This is a genomic window from Vagococcus hydrophili (assembly GCF_011304195.1).
Lineage (GTDB): Bacteria > Bacillota > Bacilli > Lactobacillales > Vagococcaceae > Vagococcus > Vagococcus hydrophili.
In genome coordinates, this window is sequence record NZ_CP049887.1 from 114,054 (window position 1) to 131,807 (window position 17,754).

Genomic DNA, 17,754 nt, shown 5'->3' on the forward strand with positions numbered 1-17,754 from the left:
TACTCCTAAGAGAACATTATTCTTTCTCTTTTTTCTTTTTCTCATCTTTACGCAAGTCATCACTTAAATCTAAAATAAGTTGTTTTAAATCATCTTTGATTTGTGGGTGTTTTAAGCCGTACTCAATACTTGTTTTCATAAAGCCAAATTTATCACCAACATCGTATCTTGTTCCTGTAAATTTATGGGCAAATACTCGTTGTGTTTTATTTAACGTATCAATTGCATCTGTTAATTGGATTTCATTTCCTGCACCTGGGTGTTGGTTTTCTAAGATATTGAAAATTTCAGGTGTTAATAGGTAACGTCCGATGATAGCCATATTACTTGGCGCATCTTCCACAGCAGGTTTTTCAACAAAATTAATAACGTTGAACAAGTTTTTCTCAACTTCTTGACCTGGGTTGATGATACCATATTTAGACACATCTTCTTGTGGCACGTCCATGACAGCAATAGTTGAAGCATGTGTGCTTTCATAATTATCCATTAATTGTCTTGTCAAAGGCACTTTATCTTCCATTAAGTCATCACCTAACATGACAACAAAAGGTTCATTACCTACAAATGATTTCGCTTGAAGTACCGCATGACCTAAGCCAAGTGGGTGTGATTGGCGAATAAAATGTAAGTTTAAGCCTGTTGTTTCAGTGACTAATTGTAATAAATCTGTTTTACCTTTTTCTTTTAAGTTCATTTCTAATTCTAAGTTAGAATCAAAATGATCTTCAATGGGGCGTTTAGCTTTCCCTGTAACAATTAAAATATCTTCGATTCCCGCAGCTCTTGCTTCTTCTACGATAAATTGAATTGTTGGTTTATCAACGATTGGTAACATTTCTTTGGCCATTGCTTTAGTTGCTGGTAAAAATCTTGTTCCTAACCCCGCAGCTGGGATAATCGCTTTTCTTACTTTTTGCATGTTTGACACTCCTAGTTTTTAGAATTCTTGTTCTGATTTATGTTCACGTAACATAATTTCTTTAACGACTTTATTTACTTCTTCATTCTCATAAATTACTTTATAGATTGTTTCAGTGATAGGCATATCTATTTTTAAATCTCTTGATAATTCATAAGCAGCTTTGGTTGTTGAGACTCCTTCAACAATCATGCCCATGTTCTCTAAGACATTTTCTAAACTTTGACCTTTACCTAATAAATCACCGGCACGCCAGTTTCTTGAGTGAACACTTGTACAAGTTACGGCTAAGTCACCCACACCACTTAATCCGATAAAAGTTAATGGGTCTGCTCCCATAGCCACACCTAAACGACTAATTTCAGCCAAACCTCTCGTCATAATAGCTGCCCGAGCATTGTCTCCGTAACCTAAACCATGTAACGCCCCTGAACCTAAAGCAATAATGTTTTTTAAGGCTGCTCCTAGTTCAACGCCAATCACATCTTGGTTGGTGTAAATTCGGAAATACTCATTAGAAAATAGTTTTTGAACGTATTCAGCATTTTCTAAATTTTTTGCTGCTGCTGTAATCGTAGTCACATCTTTAACTGCTACTTCTTCAGCATGACTTGGTCCTGATAAAACAACCACGTCTTTTCTTTTATTTTCTGGTATTTCTTCGATTAAAATTTCAGAAATACGTTTGTGTGTCTCTTGTTCTAACCCTTTACTCGCATGAATAATAACAGGTTGATTGTGACAGACTTCCACAAATTTTTGTGCAACATTACGAATTGCTTTGGTAGGCACAACAAATAAAACCGCGTCAGCATCTTTCACACAGACTTCTAATTCTGAAGTTGCCTTTAGCTCCTCTGGTAATTGCACATCTGATAAGTAACGCTTATTGGTATGGTTTTCATTTATTTCTGTGATTTGCTCTGGATGGTGCCCCCAAATAGTGACATCATGCCCATTTTCAATTAAAACCATTGCAAGTGCGGTTCCCCAAGAACCAGCTCCAAGCACAGCTACTTTTTGCTTCATTCTATAATGCTCCTTTAAAATAATTACTTATTTACTTCATTCAGTTTATCATAGAACACCGTTTATGATAAGCAAAAAAAAGAAAGGTCAGAATTAACCTTTCTCTTTCCCCTTTGTTCTATCATAAAAAACAAGTTCTTTGTTCTTTCTTCTGTAAATCATTAAGCCGGTAGCGACAACAAATAGTCCAGCTGAAAGGATTTGGGACACACGAATCACGTCACCAATCATTAAACTATCCGTTCTCATCCCTTCAATAAAGAAACGACCTAGTGAATACCACATCACATAAATTAATGCCACTTCTCCTTCTTTCAGGAAGTTTGGCTTTCTTCTTAGTAGAATTAACACAATAAACCCTAAAACATTCCAAACACTTTCATAAAGGAAAGTAGGTTGACGGTATTTACCATCAATCAACATGTTTTCAATAATAAATTTAGGTAAGTGAAGTGATTCTAAGAAATCAAGACTAACAACGCCACCAAAGGCTTCATGATTCATAAAATTACCCCAGCGACCAATTCCTTGGGCTAAGATTACACTTGGTGCTGCCACATCTAAAAAGCGCCAAGTTGGTATAAAACGATGACGAGTAAAGATATAAACAACAATCCCGCCTGCAATCAAACCGCCATAAATGGCCAAGCCACCATTTCTAATCGCTAATATCTCACCTGGATTTTGAGCATAGTATTCCCATTCAAAAATCACATAGTAAAGTCTAGCACCTACAATCGAAATTGGTAATGCCCAAAGCATTAAATCAACCACATCATCTTCTCTTAATCCTACTCTTTCAGCTTCTTTAGATGCCATCCATGACACTAAAACAATCGCTGAGACAATAATTATGGCGTACCACTGAATCTCGATACCAAAAATTTTAAAAGCTGTCGGGTTGACTGTTAAAAAATTCATTCATTATTCTCCATTTCCAGAAGAATTTTCTTCTATTAGTTGAGCTAAGTTATCTTCAAATTTCTTCGTTGCATCATAGCCCATTGTTTTTGCTCTAAAGTTCATTGCAGCCACTTCAATAATCGTCGCCACATTACGCCCTGTTGATACTGGAATCGTAATTCTTGGTACAGGCACGTTAGCTAAAGAAATTGACTCTGTGGCACTTCCTAATCGGTCATACGTGTTGTCAGTCTTCCAATCTTGAAGATTGACAACTAGTTGGATTTGAGATCTATTTCTAACTGAACTTGCACCAAACAAATTCATAATATCAATAATTCCCACACCACGAATTTCCATTAAATGCTCTAAGATTTTTGGGGCTTCTCCCACAACTGATCTCTCATCTTGACGATAAATATCAACGCGGTCATCTGCAATCAACCTGTGTCCCTTTTTAATCAACTCAAGACCCGTTTCGCTTTTACCAATTCCACTACTACCTTGAATTAAAACACCTAACCCATAGACTTCCACTAACACCCCGTGAATTGAAACACGTTCTGCTAATTGGCTTTCTAAAAAATTAGAAATAATACCTGATAACCTTGATGTGGAAATCGTTGAAGTGATAATTGGAATTCCTTTTTTCTGAGTAATCTCAACTAGTTCTTCTGGAACTTTCAATCCTCTAGCAACCACAAAACATGGAACTGTTTTAGCACTTAATTTTTTAAATATAATATCTTTTTCAATCGCTGTCATTTTTTCAGCAAAGGTAATTTCTTTTTTACCTAGCATTTGAATACGATCAGCTGGATAATAATTAAAATAGCCTGTTAATTCTAAGCCTGGGCGAGAAATTTCACTAGATTCCACGGTACGATCTAAAAATTCTTCACCAGAATAAACATCTAATTGTAATTGATTCACAATATCTTTCATTTGTACCATTATATTCACTTCCTTCACTTTGAGATTCAACCTTAACTGTTATATCTTATCACTTTATTACGTGAGTTTCTAGATTATCCGCTTACTTTGGTCAAAAAGACAAAAAACACAAGAAGTTCTGTATCAAATGACGATTTTCACCGATAGCATTCAATACAGAACTTCTTTTTAATTATATTTACTTGAGAAATGATCCGATACGATTGAATTAATAATCGACATAATCACTGCAATTAAGATGGCTGAGCCAAAACTTGAAAAGGCAAAATTCTGTTCTCCGACTAATACCGAGGTGAACTTCAGCATCATGGCATTAATGATAAAACTAAACAAGCCAAAAGTAATCAAGGTAATTGGAAGTGATAATATATGTAAAATCGGCTTCACAAACATATTTAATCCTGATAAGACGACACTTGCTAAGAATGCCATAAGTAAGCTTCCCACATAGAATTTATATGGAAATAAAACGGAAAGTGAGATAAATGCGAGAGTATTAACTATTAATCTTTGTAAATACGACATTAAAAGTCGCTCCAATCATCATTATCAACTTTCTGAGCTTCTTTTCTAGGTTTATCAGAATAATAAGGGTTTCTATCGTTATTATTATTTCGATAAGAAGGATTGTAAGGCTCGCTACGTTTGTTACTTCCTGATGGTAATAAAACCATTAAGGCAATGTAAAGAATAAACCCTGGAAATCCTACTGTGAATAAAGCTAATAGAACATAGATAACACGAACAATCGTTGCATCAATTCCAATAAATTCTGCCACACCTGCTAAAGATCCTGAAATAACGACATTTGATCTAGATTTAGTTAATTTTCTTTTCATTTTTCTTCACTCCATTTTTTAATTATCTGTGTCTTTTAGAAGAATACTTCCTGTTGTTGTACTCAATTTAACAAACACCAGATTTTCATCATTTAATCTTCTGAATTCTAAGGCTTGGTTTGTTCGATCTTTTTTCTCACGAATCACTTCAACTTGATCCATTCGGTTTTTAATACTACCAAAATTAGTTTTACATGTCCCGTCAATGCCAATCGTTTCAGGAATAGCTAGTTTAATCGTTCCATTCACCGCACTGGCTTCAATTTTTTTAGGTTCTGAACCCACAGGTGTTGTTAATCTAATCTCACCGTTAATTAAGGAAACACTGATACTTCTAATATCTGCTTGTGTTTTGACATTACCATTCACCGTTTCACCAATGAAATCAATAATTTTACTATCAGTTACTTCGATTTCTCCGTTAACCCCTTCAACTTCGAGCATACTTGCTGAAACATGTTGGATTTTCATTTCACCATTCGTTGATTTTAAGTAAATATCGCCTAGCTCTAAATCATTTAATTTAATGTCACCGTTTAACATTTTTACTGACATGTGATCGTAGTTACGTTTTGGTAAATAGAAGTCTAAATCAACTTTCATGCGTTTATTTGGCACTTGGAAAGAAATTTTTTCATCATTTACTTCTATTTCACTTCGCTCTAAGAATGCTTCAAAAAGGCTAGGTGAATTGATTTTACCATAAAACTTAATGTTAGCAACAATTTTTACATCTTGTTGATCCCAGGTTTTAAAGTTAACTTTACCATTAGCAACTTTGACATCAATCAATGTCGCTTCATTTTCTGGGTACATAAATTCATGTGTTAGTGATTGACTAGCAACACCTGGTACTTTGATATTGATATCTTTCCAATCAACGTTGTCATTCATTGAACTTGTTACAGCATCGATGGTTTTCTTTAAGAAACCGCCCAGTTGTGTACTTGCTTCGCCAACTTTTTCACCCACTGTACTGAAAGTATCATTGGCTTGTTCTTTCCAATCTTCTGGAATATCGAATTTACTCTTCCATTCTTCTTTAGTTGTTTCTTTTTGCTCTTTCTTGAAATCTTTTAATTCTTCTTTTAAGGCGTTTCTTTCTTCAACTAATTCAACTTTGGTATTTTTTAGATAAGCTAAATCATTTTCTAATTGCTCACGTTCACACTTTTTATTGTCTGTTAAGCCGTCTAATTCTTCCATTGTATTTAAAACAGTGATGGCTTCTTCTTTTTCTTTAATGTCTTGATCCAAACCTTCAATCTCAACTGAAATTTCATCAATGTTTGCTGATACTTCATTAATGCCTTCAGTTAACTCTGCTAAAATTTTTTCTAAGTTCTCTTTGTCTTTACGTTCATTCGCTTCTAATTTTTTGAAAAATTCTTCTGTATCTTCAGTTTCTGAACCTTGGTTAATCAATTCTTCTACTGTTGGGTGTTCCTGTTTTTCACCCTCAGTTGCTTCTTGATTCACCTGAGTTGTTGTATTTTGTTTAACCTGTGACGCTTCTTTATTAACTAATTTTTCATCTTTTTCCGTCGCAATATTTTCCAATAAAACCAAAGCTTCCTCAGTAGACAATATTCCTTTTTTTACTAATTCTAAAATTCTATCTCTTTCTTGCATCTTTGATAGCCTCCTTGTTGGTTTATATTTCTTATATTGCTATTATGCCCTGTATTTATCTTTTTGTCATAGGACCTGAGTTGGATTTATTCATCTATCTCAAGAACCTAAAAAAGAGACCGAGTACTTAGCTCGATCTCTTTTGACTTAAAATTTTATAATCCGATGAATGGACTTGGATCCATAAAGCCACTCCAAATACCTGTAGCAATACCAAAGTGTAAATGGTTTCCTGTTGAGTTACCAGTTGTACCTACACCACCAATGACTTCACCTGCAGAAACAGTTTTACCAACTGAAGCGCCTGGTGCGTTCATGTGCATGTAATAAGTGTAGTTACCATCATCATGTTGGATAATAACATGGTTACCAGCACTCCAATGGAAACTTGATTCTACAACTTTTCCACCTTTTGATGCCATAATTGGTGTTCCAGCCGGAGCTGCCATATCAATACCATCATGGAAGTCACCTGAAGCACCTGTTGGATCTTGTCTACCACCAAAACCACTTGTAATAGTGAATGATGATAATGGACGTTGGTAACCACTAGCGTAACTCGTACCACCTGATGATTGACTATTATCAGCTGATCCTTTGTCTCCTGTTGGTTTACCTAAAGATTGTGGTTGTTCTGATTCTAATTTCTCTTCTGCTGCTTTTTGTGCAGCTTGAGCTGCTTTTTTAGCTGCTGCTTCTTTTTCAGCTACTTCTTTTTCACGACGTGCTTGCTCTTCAGCAATACGTTTTGCTTCTTCTTTTTGAGCTTCGTAGCCGGCTTTTTTATTTTTTGAATCATCTAAGTTCTTTAAAATTTCATTTGCCAATTTTACTTGATCTGCTTTTGAAACTTCTAATTCTTCTTGTTTGTCTTTAAGAATAGCTGCTTTTTCAGTAATTTCTTTAACTTTTGTTTCAATATCAGTTTTTTTCTTTTCTAAACTTGCTTGATCTTCTTTTTGAGCTTCCATAATATCATTATTAGCAGAAACTAATTTTGTATAAGCAACTGTTCTTCCAATTGCATCTGATAAAGATTCAGAGTCTAACAAAACATTGACAATGTCTTGTTTTTCTTGATTAATTTGAGTTGAACGAGCTTGCTCTTCAATTTTTTTATTTCTTTTTTCAATCTTTTGTTCTAATTCTTTAATTTCTCCAGTTAAATTATTAACTTCTTTTTCTAACTTTAGTTTTTCACTTAATAATTCGTCTGTTTCACTTGTTAATGTTTTAATCTTAGCTTCTAAATCAGCTAAACTATTATCTGTTGCTGCTTTTTTATCGTTTAATTTTTTTATATTTTGTTCTTCATTAGCAATTTTATTATCAATACTTTCAGCTTGAACAATACTTGGACATGTTAATCCCATGATTGATACAGCTGCTACACTTAAAATAATTGATTTACTTATCTTCATTTTTTTACCTCGACTTTTTTTTCGCTGTATAAACTATACCATAAGTGAAGATATAATAAAATTACAACTAGATTACAATTTGTAACGAATTTATTCAAAGAAAATTCTTTTTTTGTTTACTCTTCTTTAAAAAAAATGTTAGACTCTATTTTAGCTTCTACTCTTAAGGAGGATACATCTTTGATTCAGATTGATAAAAAGAAAAAAATCAGCTTACTTATTTTACTATTTATTAGTTCTATACTTATTTATCAAAGTTTTCAGTTTGACAATTATCAACAACCCATTGGAAAAATTGTCTCTATAAAAAATATATCAACTGTCGAAAATCTGGATGAACATGGAAATCACGATGTAATCAGTGAAGATCAGTTAAACATCCACATTTTAAATTCAGCCTATAAAAATAAAGAAATAAGTTTAATCAATACTTACTCTTCTTCTAAAGCAAAAAATCAGTCCTACCATAAAAATGAGTATGTTTTTTTACATCTCACTAAAGAATCAGAAAATTTAACAGGAAATATTATTGATCTAAAAAGAGATCATTACCTAATTTTACTAATAACACTCTTTTTAGCCTTACTCATTATATTTAATGGTGGTTACGGCTTAAGGGTTTTAAGTAGTTTTATTCTTAATGGTTCCTTTTTCATTCTTCTATTCAGTCTCTATAAACAAATGGATAGCCATTCCTTACTCTTACTATTTGTCCTATTCATTCCTTTATTAGTCTCATGTAGTTTTCTATTAACCAATGGTTGGAACACAAAATCGAAAGTCGCCATACTTTCAACCTTAATCGGCAGTCTGATTACCTTTCTCTTAGGGTTCATTGTGATTGAACTACTCAATCATCAAGGTCTTCATTACGAAGAGATGGAGCTGATCACAAGACCTCCTCACATCTTGTTTTTGAGTAGTTTACTCATTGGGTGTGTGGGAGCTGTGATGGATGTCTCTATGACAATCATTTCAGCGTTGTTCGAACTTAAAGAGACTCAAAAAAATATTTCTTTAAAAGAGCTGGCGCGTTCTGGAAACAATATTGGTCACGATATTATGGGACCTATGATTAATATTATGTTTTTTTCTTATCTTAGCGGCTCAATTCCATTAATTTTAATTTTTCTAAGAAACGAAATGGCTTTTAATTACACTTTTTCAATCGTATTATCTCTCGAAATGGCTAGAGCCCTGGTTGGCAGCATTGGCATTCTACTGGCAATTCCGATTTCAATCAAAGTGACTTCCTTTTTCTTAAGAAAGGAGCTTAATGATGAATGTTAATTTAATATTATTTCTATTACTGGCGGGTTTAATGTGTTTCATTGGTAAAGAAAAAGGTCGTTTAGCACTCTTCGCTCTTTTTCTTAACTTATTCTTTTTATTTCTCATGCTACTCTTTATTAATTGGGGATTTCCACCTATTCCTATGACTTTAATCGTAAGTTTAATTATTACAGCTCTTAATCTCTTTTTTATTAACGGTTCCAATACTAAAACAATGATTGCCTTCTTTAGTAGCTTTCTTGTTTTACTGCTCCTACTTGTTTTGATTTTTTTATCGGTAAATTCTATGCATTTACAAGGACTACCAATGGAAGAATTAATGGAGATGGATATGTACTCACTAAATATCGGGATTTCCTTTCTCTCTCTGAGTATTTCTGTCATGATTATGAGTGCGGTTGGAGCGATTAACGATATTGCTATTTCGATGACATCAGCGATTGATGAAATTCACCGGACAAATTCAGAATTAACTAAGTCTGATCTATTTAATTCTGGTGTCACCATCGGTAAAGATATTTTAAGTTCGACTATGAATACAGTTATTTTTGCTTTAGTCGGTGGACAACTTGCTCTTTTTATTTGGGTGAGCGATCTCAACTACACATTATCTCAATTTTTTAACAGTAAAATTTTGGTTTTTGAGTGGGTCTCACTACTGTTAAGTGGGATAGCGATTATCTTAACGATTCCTATCTCAGCCTACTTAATGGTTCTGTACCTTAAGAAAAAATAACTCATAAAAAAAAAACTCACCGCTCCATGAATGGTCGTTGAGTTTCTTTTTTTATTACATATTATCTTCGTAATCTTCTAAGTTAAGTTCTTCGATTTTACCTGTCGTTAAGTAAACAATCCACTCACAAATATTCGTTACGTAGTCTCCTAAACGTTCTAGGTAACCAGCTACTTGTAAGTAGTCAGCTCCTACGATAACCGTTTCAGGATTTTCTTGCATCGCACGAATTGAATGACGGTAAATTGATTTAAAGTAATTATTTGTTACTTTATCACTAATCGCAATTTCAATCGCTTTTTTGCTGTCTGTTTTAACGTATGCTACTAGCACTTCACTTACCATAGCCATTACATGTTTCGCCATATCTGAAATTTCATTTTCAATTTCTAGCACACGTTTATTCCCTTTAACACGAATCGTTGATTTAGCGATTGATACAGCATGATCGCCCATGCGCTCTAAATCTGAGCTTGCTTTCATAATTGTGACAATGTTTCTTAAGTCCATTGTTACCGGTTGTTGAAGAGCAATCATTTCAAAACATTTTTTCTCTAAGCTTTGCTCTTGTAAATTGATTTTTTCATCTTCTGCGATGACTTCTTTTGCTAAACTTTTATCATGGTCAATAAAAGCTTTAACCGATTTGCTAATCGACTCATTAACATCTTGGCCCATCGTCTCGAATTTGTTATGTAAATTTTGTAAATCTTCTTCAAATTGACTTCTTAACATTATGTCATCCCCTTTATTTTTTAACCAAATTTCCCTGTAATGTAATCTTCTGTTTTTTGTTCTTTTGGATTAATAAAAATATTTTTTGTTTTATCGTACTCGATTAAATCACCATTTAAGAAAAAGGCTGTTTTATCAGAAATACGTGATGCTTGTTGCATATTATGAGTTACCATAATCATGGTGTACTGTTCTTTTAATTCTAACAGCATGTTTTCAATTTTACCACTTGATACTGGATCAAGGGCACTTGTTGGTTCATCTAAAAGAATCACATCTGGTTTAACTGCTAAAACTCTAGCGATACAGACACGTTGTTGTTGACCACCTGAAAGAGATAAGGCACTTTTGTGTAACTTGTCTTTCACATCATCCCAAACAGCTGCTGCCTTCAAGCTATCTTCCACTATAAAATCTAATTCTTCTTTTGAATGTTTTCCAGATAAACGTAAGCCGTAAATAACATTCTCATAAATAGAAAACGGAAATGGATTAGGCTGTTGAAAAACCATCCCAATTTGTTTTCTTAAAAGAACAGTATCTGTTTTAGGGCTATAAATATCTTTACCTTTGTAAGAAACATTACCAGTAATGGTTACCGAAGGAATCAAATCGTTCATTCTATTTAATGTTCTTAAGTAAGTTGACTTACCACATCCAGAAGGACCGATTAAAGCAGTAATTCCACCCTCATCAAAAGCCATTGTAATCCCTTTTAAAGCTTCATTTTTTCCATAATATAAATGTAAGTCGTTTGATTCTATGATTGACATTGACTTCCTCCTTATCCGAAATGTCCAGATACATAATCATCTGTTGCTTGAATTTTTGGACGTGTAAATATTTTTCTTGTTTTATCGTATTCCATCACTTGACCCATGTAGAAAAATGCCGTGTAATCACTAATACGTGATGCTTGTTGCATATTGTGAGTCACAATAATTATTGTGTAATCCTCTTTTAAGTTAATCAGTGTTTCTTCTACCTTACTCGTTGAAATCGGATCAAGGGCACTGGCAGGCTCATCCAGAAGTAAAACATCTGGCTTCATCGCAATGGCACGGGCAATACATAAACGTTGTTGTTGACCTCCAGATAAAGCTAAAGCACTCTTATTTAGATCATCTTTTACCTGATCCCATAAAGCGGCTTGTTTTAAACTTGTTTCAACAATTTCATCTAACTGCTTCTTATCTTTTATCCCATGTTGTTTCAAAGCAAATGTAATATTACCATAGATTGATTTACTAAACGGATTAGGTCTTTGGAAAACCATACCGATATGTTTACGCATTTCATAAACATCCACAATTTTAGAATTAACATCTGTGTTTTCATACATAATTTTTCCAGTAATATTCGTTCCATCGATTTCATCGTTCATACGATTCAAAGAACGTAAATACGTTGACTTACCACATCCTGAAGGTCCGATTAAAGAAGTGATTTTATTCTCTTCAAATTGAAGACTCACACCTTTAATGGCTTCATTGTCTCCATACCATACGTGAAGATCGTCTGTTGATAAAGCTATTTTACGATTCTTTTCTTCTAATTGAATAATATGTGTTTCATCTAGATTATATGTTTTCATTATAAATCCCCTGTCTATGCTGACGTAATCTTCTTGTGTAATCTCTTACCAATAAAACGGGCTAGGAAGTTAAAGAGTAGCACAGCTAAAATTAAAACAGCTGAAGCTCCTGCTGAAACTTGCGCCCCATCAGGCATGTTTCCTTCACTGTTCACTTTCCAAATATGAACCGCTAACGTTTCTGCTTGTCTGAAAATATTTAAAGGACTCGTAATGCTCATTGGGTTCCAATTTGTAAAATCTAAGGCTGGTGCACTTTGTCCTGCTGTGTAAATAAGCGCTGCTGCTTCACCAAAGATACGACCAGAACCTAAAATAATCCCTGTTAGAATTCCTGGCAATGCTTCTGGAATGATGACACGAATCACGGTTTCCCATCTAGATAATCCTAAGGCAAGTCCAGCTTCTCTTTGTGTATAATGTACGGCTTTTAATGATTCTTCTACGTTTCTTGTTAAAAGAGGTAAATTAAAGAAAGTTAAGGCTAAAGCTCCTGAAATAATCGAGAAGCCTAATCCTGCTTGAATAACAAAAATTAAGAACCCAAACAAACCAACGACAACAGAAGGAAGTGAACTTAATACTTCAATCGATGTTCTAATAATATTAGTTAGCATATTATCTTTGGCATATTCTGATAAATAAATACCTGCACCTAAAGAAATAGGAATACTAATTAACATCGTAATGACAAGTAAGTAGAATGAGTTGAATAGTTGAATACCAATTCCTCCACCTGCTTGGAAACTTTTAGAAGGCTTCGTTAAGAAATCCCAACTAATGTGAGGCAATCCACGACCTAAAATATATAAAAGTAAACTAGCAAGAATAGCTGTAATGACTATAGCAATGCCGTAAAGAACGCCAGTGGCAATCTTGTCTGCTTTTTTTGCATTCATTATTTCATTGCTCCCTTCTTACCAATCAATCTTGTAATAATATTGAAGAATAATGACATTAATAATAATAGTAATGCTAATGACCATAAGACATTGTTTTGCAACGTTCCCATGATTGTGTTACCAATACCCATTGTTAACACACTTGTTAGCGTTGAGGCTGGAGTGATTAAGTTATGTGGTAATAACGCCGCGTTACCAATAACCATTTGAATCGCTAAAGCTTCACCAAAGGCTCTTGCCATACCGAAAACAACGGCTGTTAAGATACCTGGAACGGCTGATCTTAACACCACTTTATAAATGGTTTGCCATCTTGTTGCACCTAATGCTAATGACGCTTCTCTATAATGTCTTGGGACAGCTTTTAAAGCATCCACTGTCATAGATGTTACTGTGGGTAAAATCATAACAAACAATACGAAAGTTCCGGCTAAGATACCGAAGCCTGAGCCACCAAAGACACTTCGAACAGCTGGCACAATCACTGATAAACCAATAAATCCATAAACAACAGATGGAATACCAACTAACAACTCAATAACGGGTTGTAAAATTTTTGTTCCTAGTTTAGGTGATATTTCTGTCATAAACACAGCTGCACCGATCGCAAAAGGTGTTGCGATTAAAGCTGATAAGAAAGTTACGATGAATGAACCTAAGATCATTGGCATTGCACCAACTAAAGGCTGTCCATCTTCACCCACTGAACTTGGGTTCCACTCTGTTCCAAAAAGGAAATCAGATAAACTTACTTTATCCACAAAGAAAGTTGCCAAACCTTTACTTGCTACAAAATAAAAGATGGCAATAACAACTGCTACAATTAATGAGATAGCTAAAAAACTAATTGTTTTCCCAAATTGCTCTAAACGCCTTTTGGGAGATTTTTTTAAAAGTTTGCTTTGAATATCTTCCAACACAATTCCTCCTATTAAAAAGTCCTATTTTAATTTGACTTAATCTTTCCTTCAACATCTCGTGTCACAGTCATCTTAGAGACTGGGATGTAACCTAGTTGAGGGACAATTTCAGTTTGAACCTCATCAGATAACATATACTCTAAAAAGTCTTTTGTTAGGCCTTTTGGTTCGCCTTTCGTATACATATGCTCATAAGACCAAACGAACCAATCATTTTTCATAACATTTTCTTCCGTTGGTTTCACCCCATCAATGGATAAAATTTGAACATCTTTTGTGACATATGAAAAAGCAACATAACTAATCGCTCCAGGAGTTGTGCTGACAATTTGTCTTACCATTCCTGTTGATTCTTGCTCTTGCGCATTTTTTGATTCTTCTCCGTCTAATACCCATTGTTCAAAGGTATGACGACTACCACTACCAGCAGCTCTGTTCAGAAGAACGATTTTTTGATCTTTACCGCCTACTTCTTTCCAGTTAGTAATTTTTCCTGTAAAGATTTTTTTCAAATCTTCTTTAGAAATATCTTTAACCCCTACATTTTTATTAACAATCGGTGTTAAACCAACAACCGCTACTTGATGATCGACTAATTACTCACTTTCAATACCTTTTTTCTCTTCAGCAAACAAATCTGAGTTACCAATTTCAACAGCTCCGGATTGAACCTGACTTAACCCAGTTCCACTACCGCCACCTTGAACGTTAATAAATTTTCCTAAATTAGATCCACTATATTGTTCACTTGCCGCCTCGACTAAAGGTTGCATAGCTGACGAACCTACCGCATTAATTGATTCACCATTATCTACTTTTCCACAACTAGCCATCGTTAATGTCAGAGCAATTAATGCTGCTCCTTTATACATCTTCTTCACGAGTTAACCTCCTACTAAAATTCTACTAATTATTATCATCTTTTAAAAATAACCCAAACTAAACATATAATTTAGAAGAGAAAATTGCAAGTCTTTTTACATTCTTTTTACAATAAAGAAAAGATATATTTAAAATAAAAAAATAGCAGCCAACACATTTCTGTTGACCACTATTTTGATTATATTTTTAAGAATCTTCTCATTGAAAGAACAGATCCCACAGAACCGATAACAACACCAATCACTACTAATAATAAATTAAGTTGTACAACTAAAGTAGCTGGTGCTACAAGTTCGTAGGCAGCTGACGCCATCATACTTTTTGTAAAGACAAAATACACTTGTGCATAACCAAATGAGATTAGTAAAATCGGAATAATTGATCCTAAGACCCCGATAAATGCTCCTTCTAAGAAGAATGGCCAACGAATAAAGCCATTTTTCGCTCCTACAAGACGCATGATTTGAATTTCACGTTTTCTTGAGATGATCGTAATTCTGATTGTGTTCGAGATTAAGAAAATCGCAACGGCAATCAAGAAGACTGCTGCTGTTGTTCCCCAAACTTTAACATTTTTAGCAATTGAGAAAATCTTATCTGAGTTTTGACCACCATAATCAGCCTTATGCACGTTAGCTACTTTAGAAGCTGATTTTTGAATTCCTTTAATAGCTTCTGAATCTTTAGCAGTTAAAATGTAAACATCATATAATGGGTTGTCATCACCATCAAATAACTTCCAAGTGTCTCCTAATTTGTCAGTTAGTTTTTTGTACTCATTTTGTTTACTAGAAAATGTTACTTTTTCTACATTAGGGATTTTCTTTAATTCTTCGCCTAATTTAGTTGTGTCTTCTTTAGACGTTCCAATCTCAACAAAGACTGAAACATCCACATTTTTATTGATATCTTCGGCAATTTTAGTCACGTTTAAGATAACGCCTAGAAAAATACCTACTAATGTTAACGTTACCGTTACCGCACTGGCTGAAGCTAAAGTCATCCATCCATTACGTTTTAAGTTTTTTAATGCACTACCTATGTGTCTGAAAAAATTTCTAATCATCGTATCCGTAATCCCCCTCATCTTGATCTCTTGTGATGCGGCCATTTTCGATTGCTAAGACGCGGTGACGAATTTCATTTACAATCATACTATTATGAGTTGCCATAACAACAGTCGTTCCTTGATGATTAATTCGCTCTAATAACTCCATGATTTCCCAAGAATTTTCTGGATCTAAGTTTCCTGTTGGTTCATCAGCGATTAATATTTTGGGTGTATTAACAATAGCACGAGCGATTGCCACACGTTGTTGTTCTCCACCTGACAGTTCATTTGGAAAAACACGGACTTTATGTTTTAAACCAACTAAGTCTAAAACTTCCATAACGCGTTTTTTTACTTCACGTGGTTTTTTACCAATTACTTGCATTGCATAAGCAACATTCTCATAAACGGTCTTTTGTGTTAGTAACTTGTAATCTTGGAAAACAATTCCAATTTCACGACGTAAATAAGGAATGTTTCTATTTTTAATATTCAACAAGTCATAACCACAGACACTCAAACTACCTTTTGTTGCTTTCTCCTCACGGTACATTAACTTGATGAAGGTTGATTTACCCGCACCACTTGGTCCTACGACATAGACAAATTCACCTTGATTTATGTTAATAGATAAATTTCTAACCGCAGTTGTTCCGTTCGAATATTTTTTTGTTACTTTTTTCATTTCAATCATTAGCATTCTCCCCAATTTATTTAATAAAGTGATTGCTTTTATTAATGCGTTCAAACTAGTATAACATGACTTCTAGCAGATGTTAATTTCATTTCATTACAATTCTATTTCAATCATTTAATGTAAGTCATATTCTTAAACTTCTGACATTTTCCATCTTAAGTAAGCATCGATAAAATTATCAAGATCTCCATCCATAACACTTTGCGTATTACCAATTTCAAAATTTGTTCGGTGGTCCTTAATCATTGAGTATGGGTGAAACACATAAGATCTAATTTGTGAGCCCCAGCCAATTTCTTTTTGTTCCCCGCGAATAGCTGCTGCTTCTTGTTCTTTCTTTTCAACTTCAATTTGATAGAGTTTTGCTTTAAGCATTCCCATGGCTTGTTCCCTATTTTTAATTTGAGAACGTTGGGCTTGAGATGATACCACAACTCCTGTTGGTAAATGGGTAATTCGAATCGCAGAATCGGTTTTATTAATGTGCTGACCACCTGCACCACTCGCTCTAAAGGTATCGACTTTTAAATCATCTGATTTAATGTCTACTTCTACATCATCCGCTAACTCAGGCATCACATCGACTGAACAAAACGAGGTATGTCTTCGGCTGTTAGAGTCAAAAGGCGAAATTCTAACCAAACGGTGAACCCCTTTTTCCGATTTCAAGTAGCCATAAGCATTAAACCCTTTAATAAGTAATGTCACACTTTTAATTCCCGCTTCGTCCCCTGATTGATAATCTAAGGTTTCGATTTGGTATCCTTTACTCTCCGCCCAGCGTGTATACATTCTTAAAAGCATACTGCCCCAGTCTTGAGATTCCGTTCCACCAGCACCGGGATGCAATTCGATGATTGCATTATTGTGATCGTATTCTTCGCTAAGTAGTTGGGCCAATTCATAATTTTCAACTTCTTGTTTAAATGCTTTCACATTATCAATCAATTCAGCGTACATATCAGGATCATTTTCTTCTACTAGCATCTCAAACATTAACGTCAATTCTTCTGAGATATTCTCTAGTTTTTTAAAGATTTCATACTGCGCTTTTAACTGATTTGATTTATCAATAACACCTTGAGCTGTTTGAGAATTATCCCAAAACCCAGGTTCTGACATAATCGAATCAATTTCAGCTATTTGTTCCTCTAAATCTTCTAGGTCAAAGAGACCCCCTAAAGTTATTGATTTTATTAGATAAATTATCTAATTCATTTTTTATTTCACTTAATTCCATAAAA

At 34.3% G+C, this 17,754-nt stretch carries 18 protein-coding genes and 1 pseudogene; 2 read left to right on the top strand and 17 right to left on the bottom strand.

Annotated features, from left to right (window positions below; genetic code table 11):
* Positions 1 to 16: 16 nt before the first annotated feature.
* The 8 genes from galU to G7082_RS00650 all read right to left on the bottom strand — a co-directional run bounded on the left by galU (position 17) and on the right by G7082_RS00650 (position 7,700).
* Positions 17 to 922: a UTP--glucose-1-phosphate uridylyltransferase GalU gene (gene galU / locus G7082_RS00615; protein ID WP_166033246.1), complete on the bottom strand. Its 906-nt coding sequence runs from the start codon at positions 920 to 922 to the stop codon at positions 17 to 19.
* An 18-nt stretch (positions 923 to 940) separates the two neighbouring features.
* Positions 941 to 1,951, bottom strand: coding sequence for an NAD(P)H-dependent glycerol-3-phosphate dehydrogenase (locus G7082_RS00620; protein ID WP_166033247.1), 1,011 nt, complete (start codon positions 1,949 to 1,951; stop codon positions 941 to 943).
* Between the two features lie 93 nt (positions 1,952 to 2,044).
* Positions 2,045 to 2,872, bottom strand: a complete 828-nt coding sequence (gene lgt / locus G7082_RS00625; protein WP_166033248.1) for a prolipoprotein diacylglyceryl transferase — start codon at positions 2,870 to 2,872, stop codon at positions 2,045 to 2,047.
* Between the two features lie 3 nt (positions 2,873 to 2,875).
* Positions 2,876 to 3,808: an HPr(Ser) kinase/phosphatase gene (gene hprK, locus G7082_RS00630; RefSeq protein WP_420825017.1), complete on the bottom strand. Its 933-nt coding sequence runs from the start codon at positions 3,806 to 3,808 to the stop codon at positions 2,876 to 2,878.
* Between the two features lie 168 nt (positions 3,809 to 3,976).
* A complete protein-coding gene (locus G7082_RS00635; protein WP_166033249.1) occupies positions 3,977 to 4,333 on the bottom strand; it encodes a phage holin family protein in 357 nt (118 codons plus the stop codon).
* On the bottom strand, positions 4,333 to 4,647 hold the full coding sequence (locus G7082_RS00640) for a PspC domain-containing protein (RefSeq protein ID WP_166033250.1): 315 nt from the start codon (positions 4,645 to 4,647) through the stop codon (positions 4,333 to 4,335). Before G7082_RS00640 ends, G7082_RS00635 begins: the two co-directional genes overlap by 1 nt.
* Before the next feature lie 18 nt (positions 4,648 to 4,665).
* Positions 4,666 to 6,279 carry a daptomycin-sensing surface protein LiaX gene (gene liaX, locus G7082_RS00645; protein WP_166033251.1) on the bottom strand — a complete coding sequence of 538 codons (1,614 nt, stop codon included), beginning with the start codon at positions 6,277 to 6,279 and terminating at the stop codon, positions 4,666 to 4,668.
* A gap of 155 nt (positions 6,280 to 6,434) precedes the next feature.
* A complete protein-coding gene (locus G7082_RS00650) occupies positions 6,435 to 7,700 on the bottom strand; it encodes a murein hydrolase activator EnvC family protein (RefSeq protein ID WP_166033252.1) in 1,266 nt (421 codons plus the stop codon).
* Positions 7,701 to 7,880: 180 nt separating this feature from the next.
* Here G7082_RS00650 and G7082_RS00655 point away from each other — a divergent pair, with 180 nt between their 5' ends.
* Positions 7,881 to 8,990, top strand: coding sequence for a YibE/F family protein (locus G7082_RS00655; protein WP_166033253.1), 1,110 nt, complete (start codon positions 7,881 to 7,883; stop codon positions 8,988 to 8,990).
* The gene (locus G7082_RS00660; RefSeq protein ID WP_166033254.1) at positions 8,980 to 9,729 is read left to right on the top strand and encodes a YibE/F family protein; all 750 of its coding nucleotides are present in this window, start codon (positions 8,980 to 8,982) and stop codon (positions 9,727 to 9,729) included. The genes G7082_RS00655 and G7082_RS00660 overlap by 11 nt, the downstream gene beginning before the upstream one ends.
* A 54-nt stretch (positions 9,730 to 9,783) precedes the next feature.
* On the opposite strand, the gene phoU is transcribed toward G7082_RS00660, so the two are convergent.
* The 9 genes and pseudogenes from phoU to prfB form a co-directional block, all read right to left on the bottom strand.
* A complete protein-coding gene (gene phoU, locus G7082_RS00665) occupies positions 9,784 to 10,464 on the bottom strand; it encodes a phosphate signaling complex protein PhoU (RefSeq protein WP_166033255.1) in 681 nt (226 codons plus the stop codon).
* Positions 10,465 to 10,484: 20 nt separating this feature from the next.
* Positions 10,485 to 11,237, bottom strand: coding sequence for a phosphate ABC transporter ATP-binding protein PstB (pstB, locus tag G7082_RS00670; protein WP_166033256.1), 753 nt, complete (start codon positions 11,235 to 11,237; stop codon positions 10,485 to 10,487).
* Positions 11,238 to 11,248: 11 nt separating this feature from the next.
* A complete protein-coding gene (pstB, locus tag G7082_RS00675; protein WP_166033257.1) occupies positions 11,249 to 12,058 on the bottom strand; it encodes a phosphate ABC transporter ATP-binding protein PstB in 810 nt (269 codons plus the stop codon).
* A gap of 14 nt (positions 12,059 to 12,072) precedes the next feature.
* The gene (gene pstA / locus G7082_RS00680) at positions 12,073 to 12,957 is read right to left on the bottom strand and encodes a phosphate ABC transporter permease PstA (RefSeq protein ID WP_166033258.1); all 885 of its coding nucleotides are present in this window, start codon (positions 12,955 to 12,957) and stop codon (positions 12,073 to 12,075) included.
* On the bottom strand, positions 12,957 to 13,877 hold the full coding sequence (gene pstC, locus G7082_RS00685) for a phosphate ABC transporter permease subunit PstC (RefSeq protein WP_166033259.1): 921 nt from the start codon (positions 13,875 to 13,877) through the stop codon (positions 12,957 to 12,959). Before pstC ends, pstA begins: the two co-directional genes overlap by 1 nt.
* A 29-nt stretch (positions 13,878 to 13,906) precedes the next feature.
* A pseudogene (locus G7082_RS00690) lies at positions 13,907 to 14,752 on the bottom strand (phosphate ABC transporter substrate-binding protein PstS family protein).
* A gap of 188 nt (positions 14,753 to 14,940) precedes the next feature.
* A complete protein-coding gene (gene ftsX / locus G7082_RS00695; RefSeq protein ID WP_166033260.1) occupies positions 14,941 to 15,828 on the bottom strand; it encodes a permease-like cell division protein FtsX in 888 nt (295 codons plus the stop codon).
* Complete coding sequence (gene ftsE, locus G7082_RS00700) at positions 15,821 to 16,507, bottom strand: cell division ATP-binding protein FtsE (RefSeq protein WP_166033261.1); 687 nt, start codon at positions 16,505 to 16,507, stop codon at positions 15,821 to 15,823. Before ftsE ends, ftsX begins: the two co-directional genes overlap by 8 nt.
* A gap of 135 nt (positions 16,508 to 16,642) precedes the next feature.
* Positions 16,643 to 17,750, bottom strand: a protein-coding gene (gene prfB, locus G7082_RS00705; protein ID WP_166033262.1) for a peptide chain release factor 2 whose coding sequence is annotated in 2 segments (ribosomal slippage) — positions 16,643 to 17,677 and positions 17,679 to 17,750 — 1,107 coding nt in all. Because the reading frame shifts where the segments join, the coding sequence is not laid out codon by codon here.
* Positions 17,751 to 17,754: the final 4 nt, after the last annotated feature.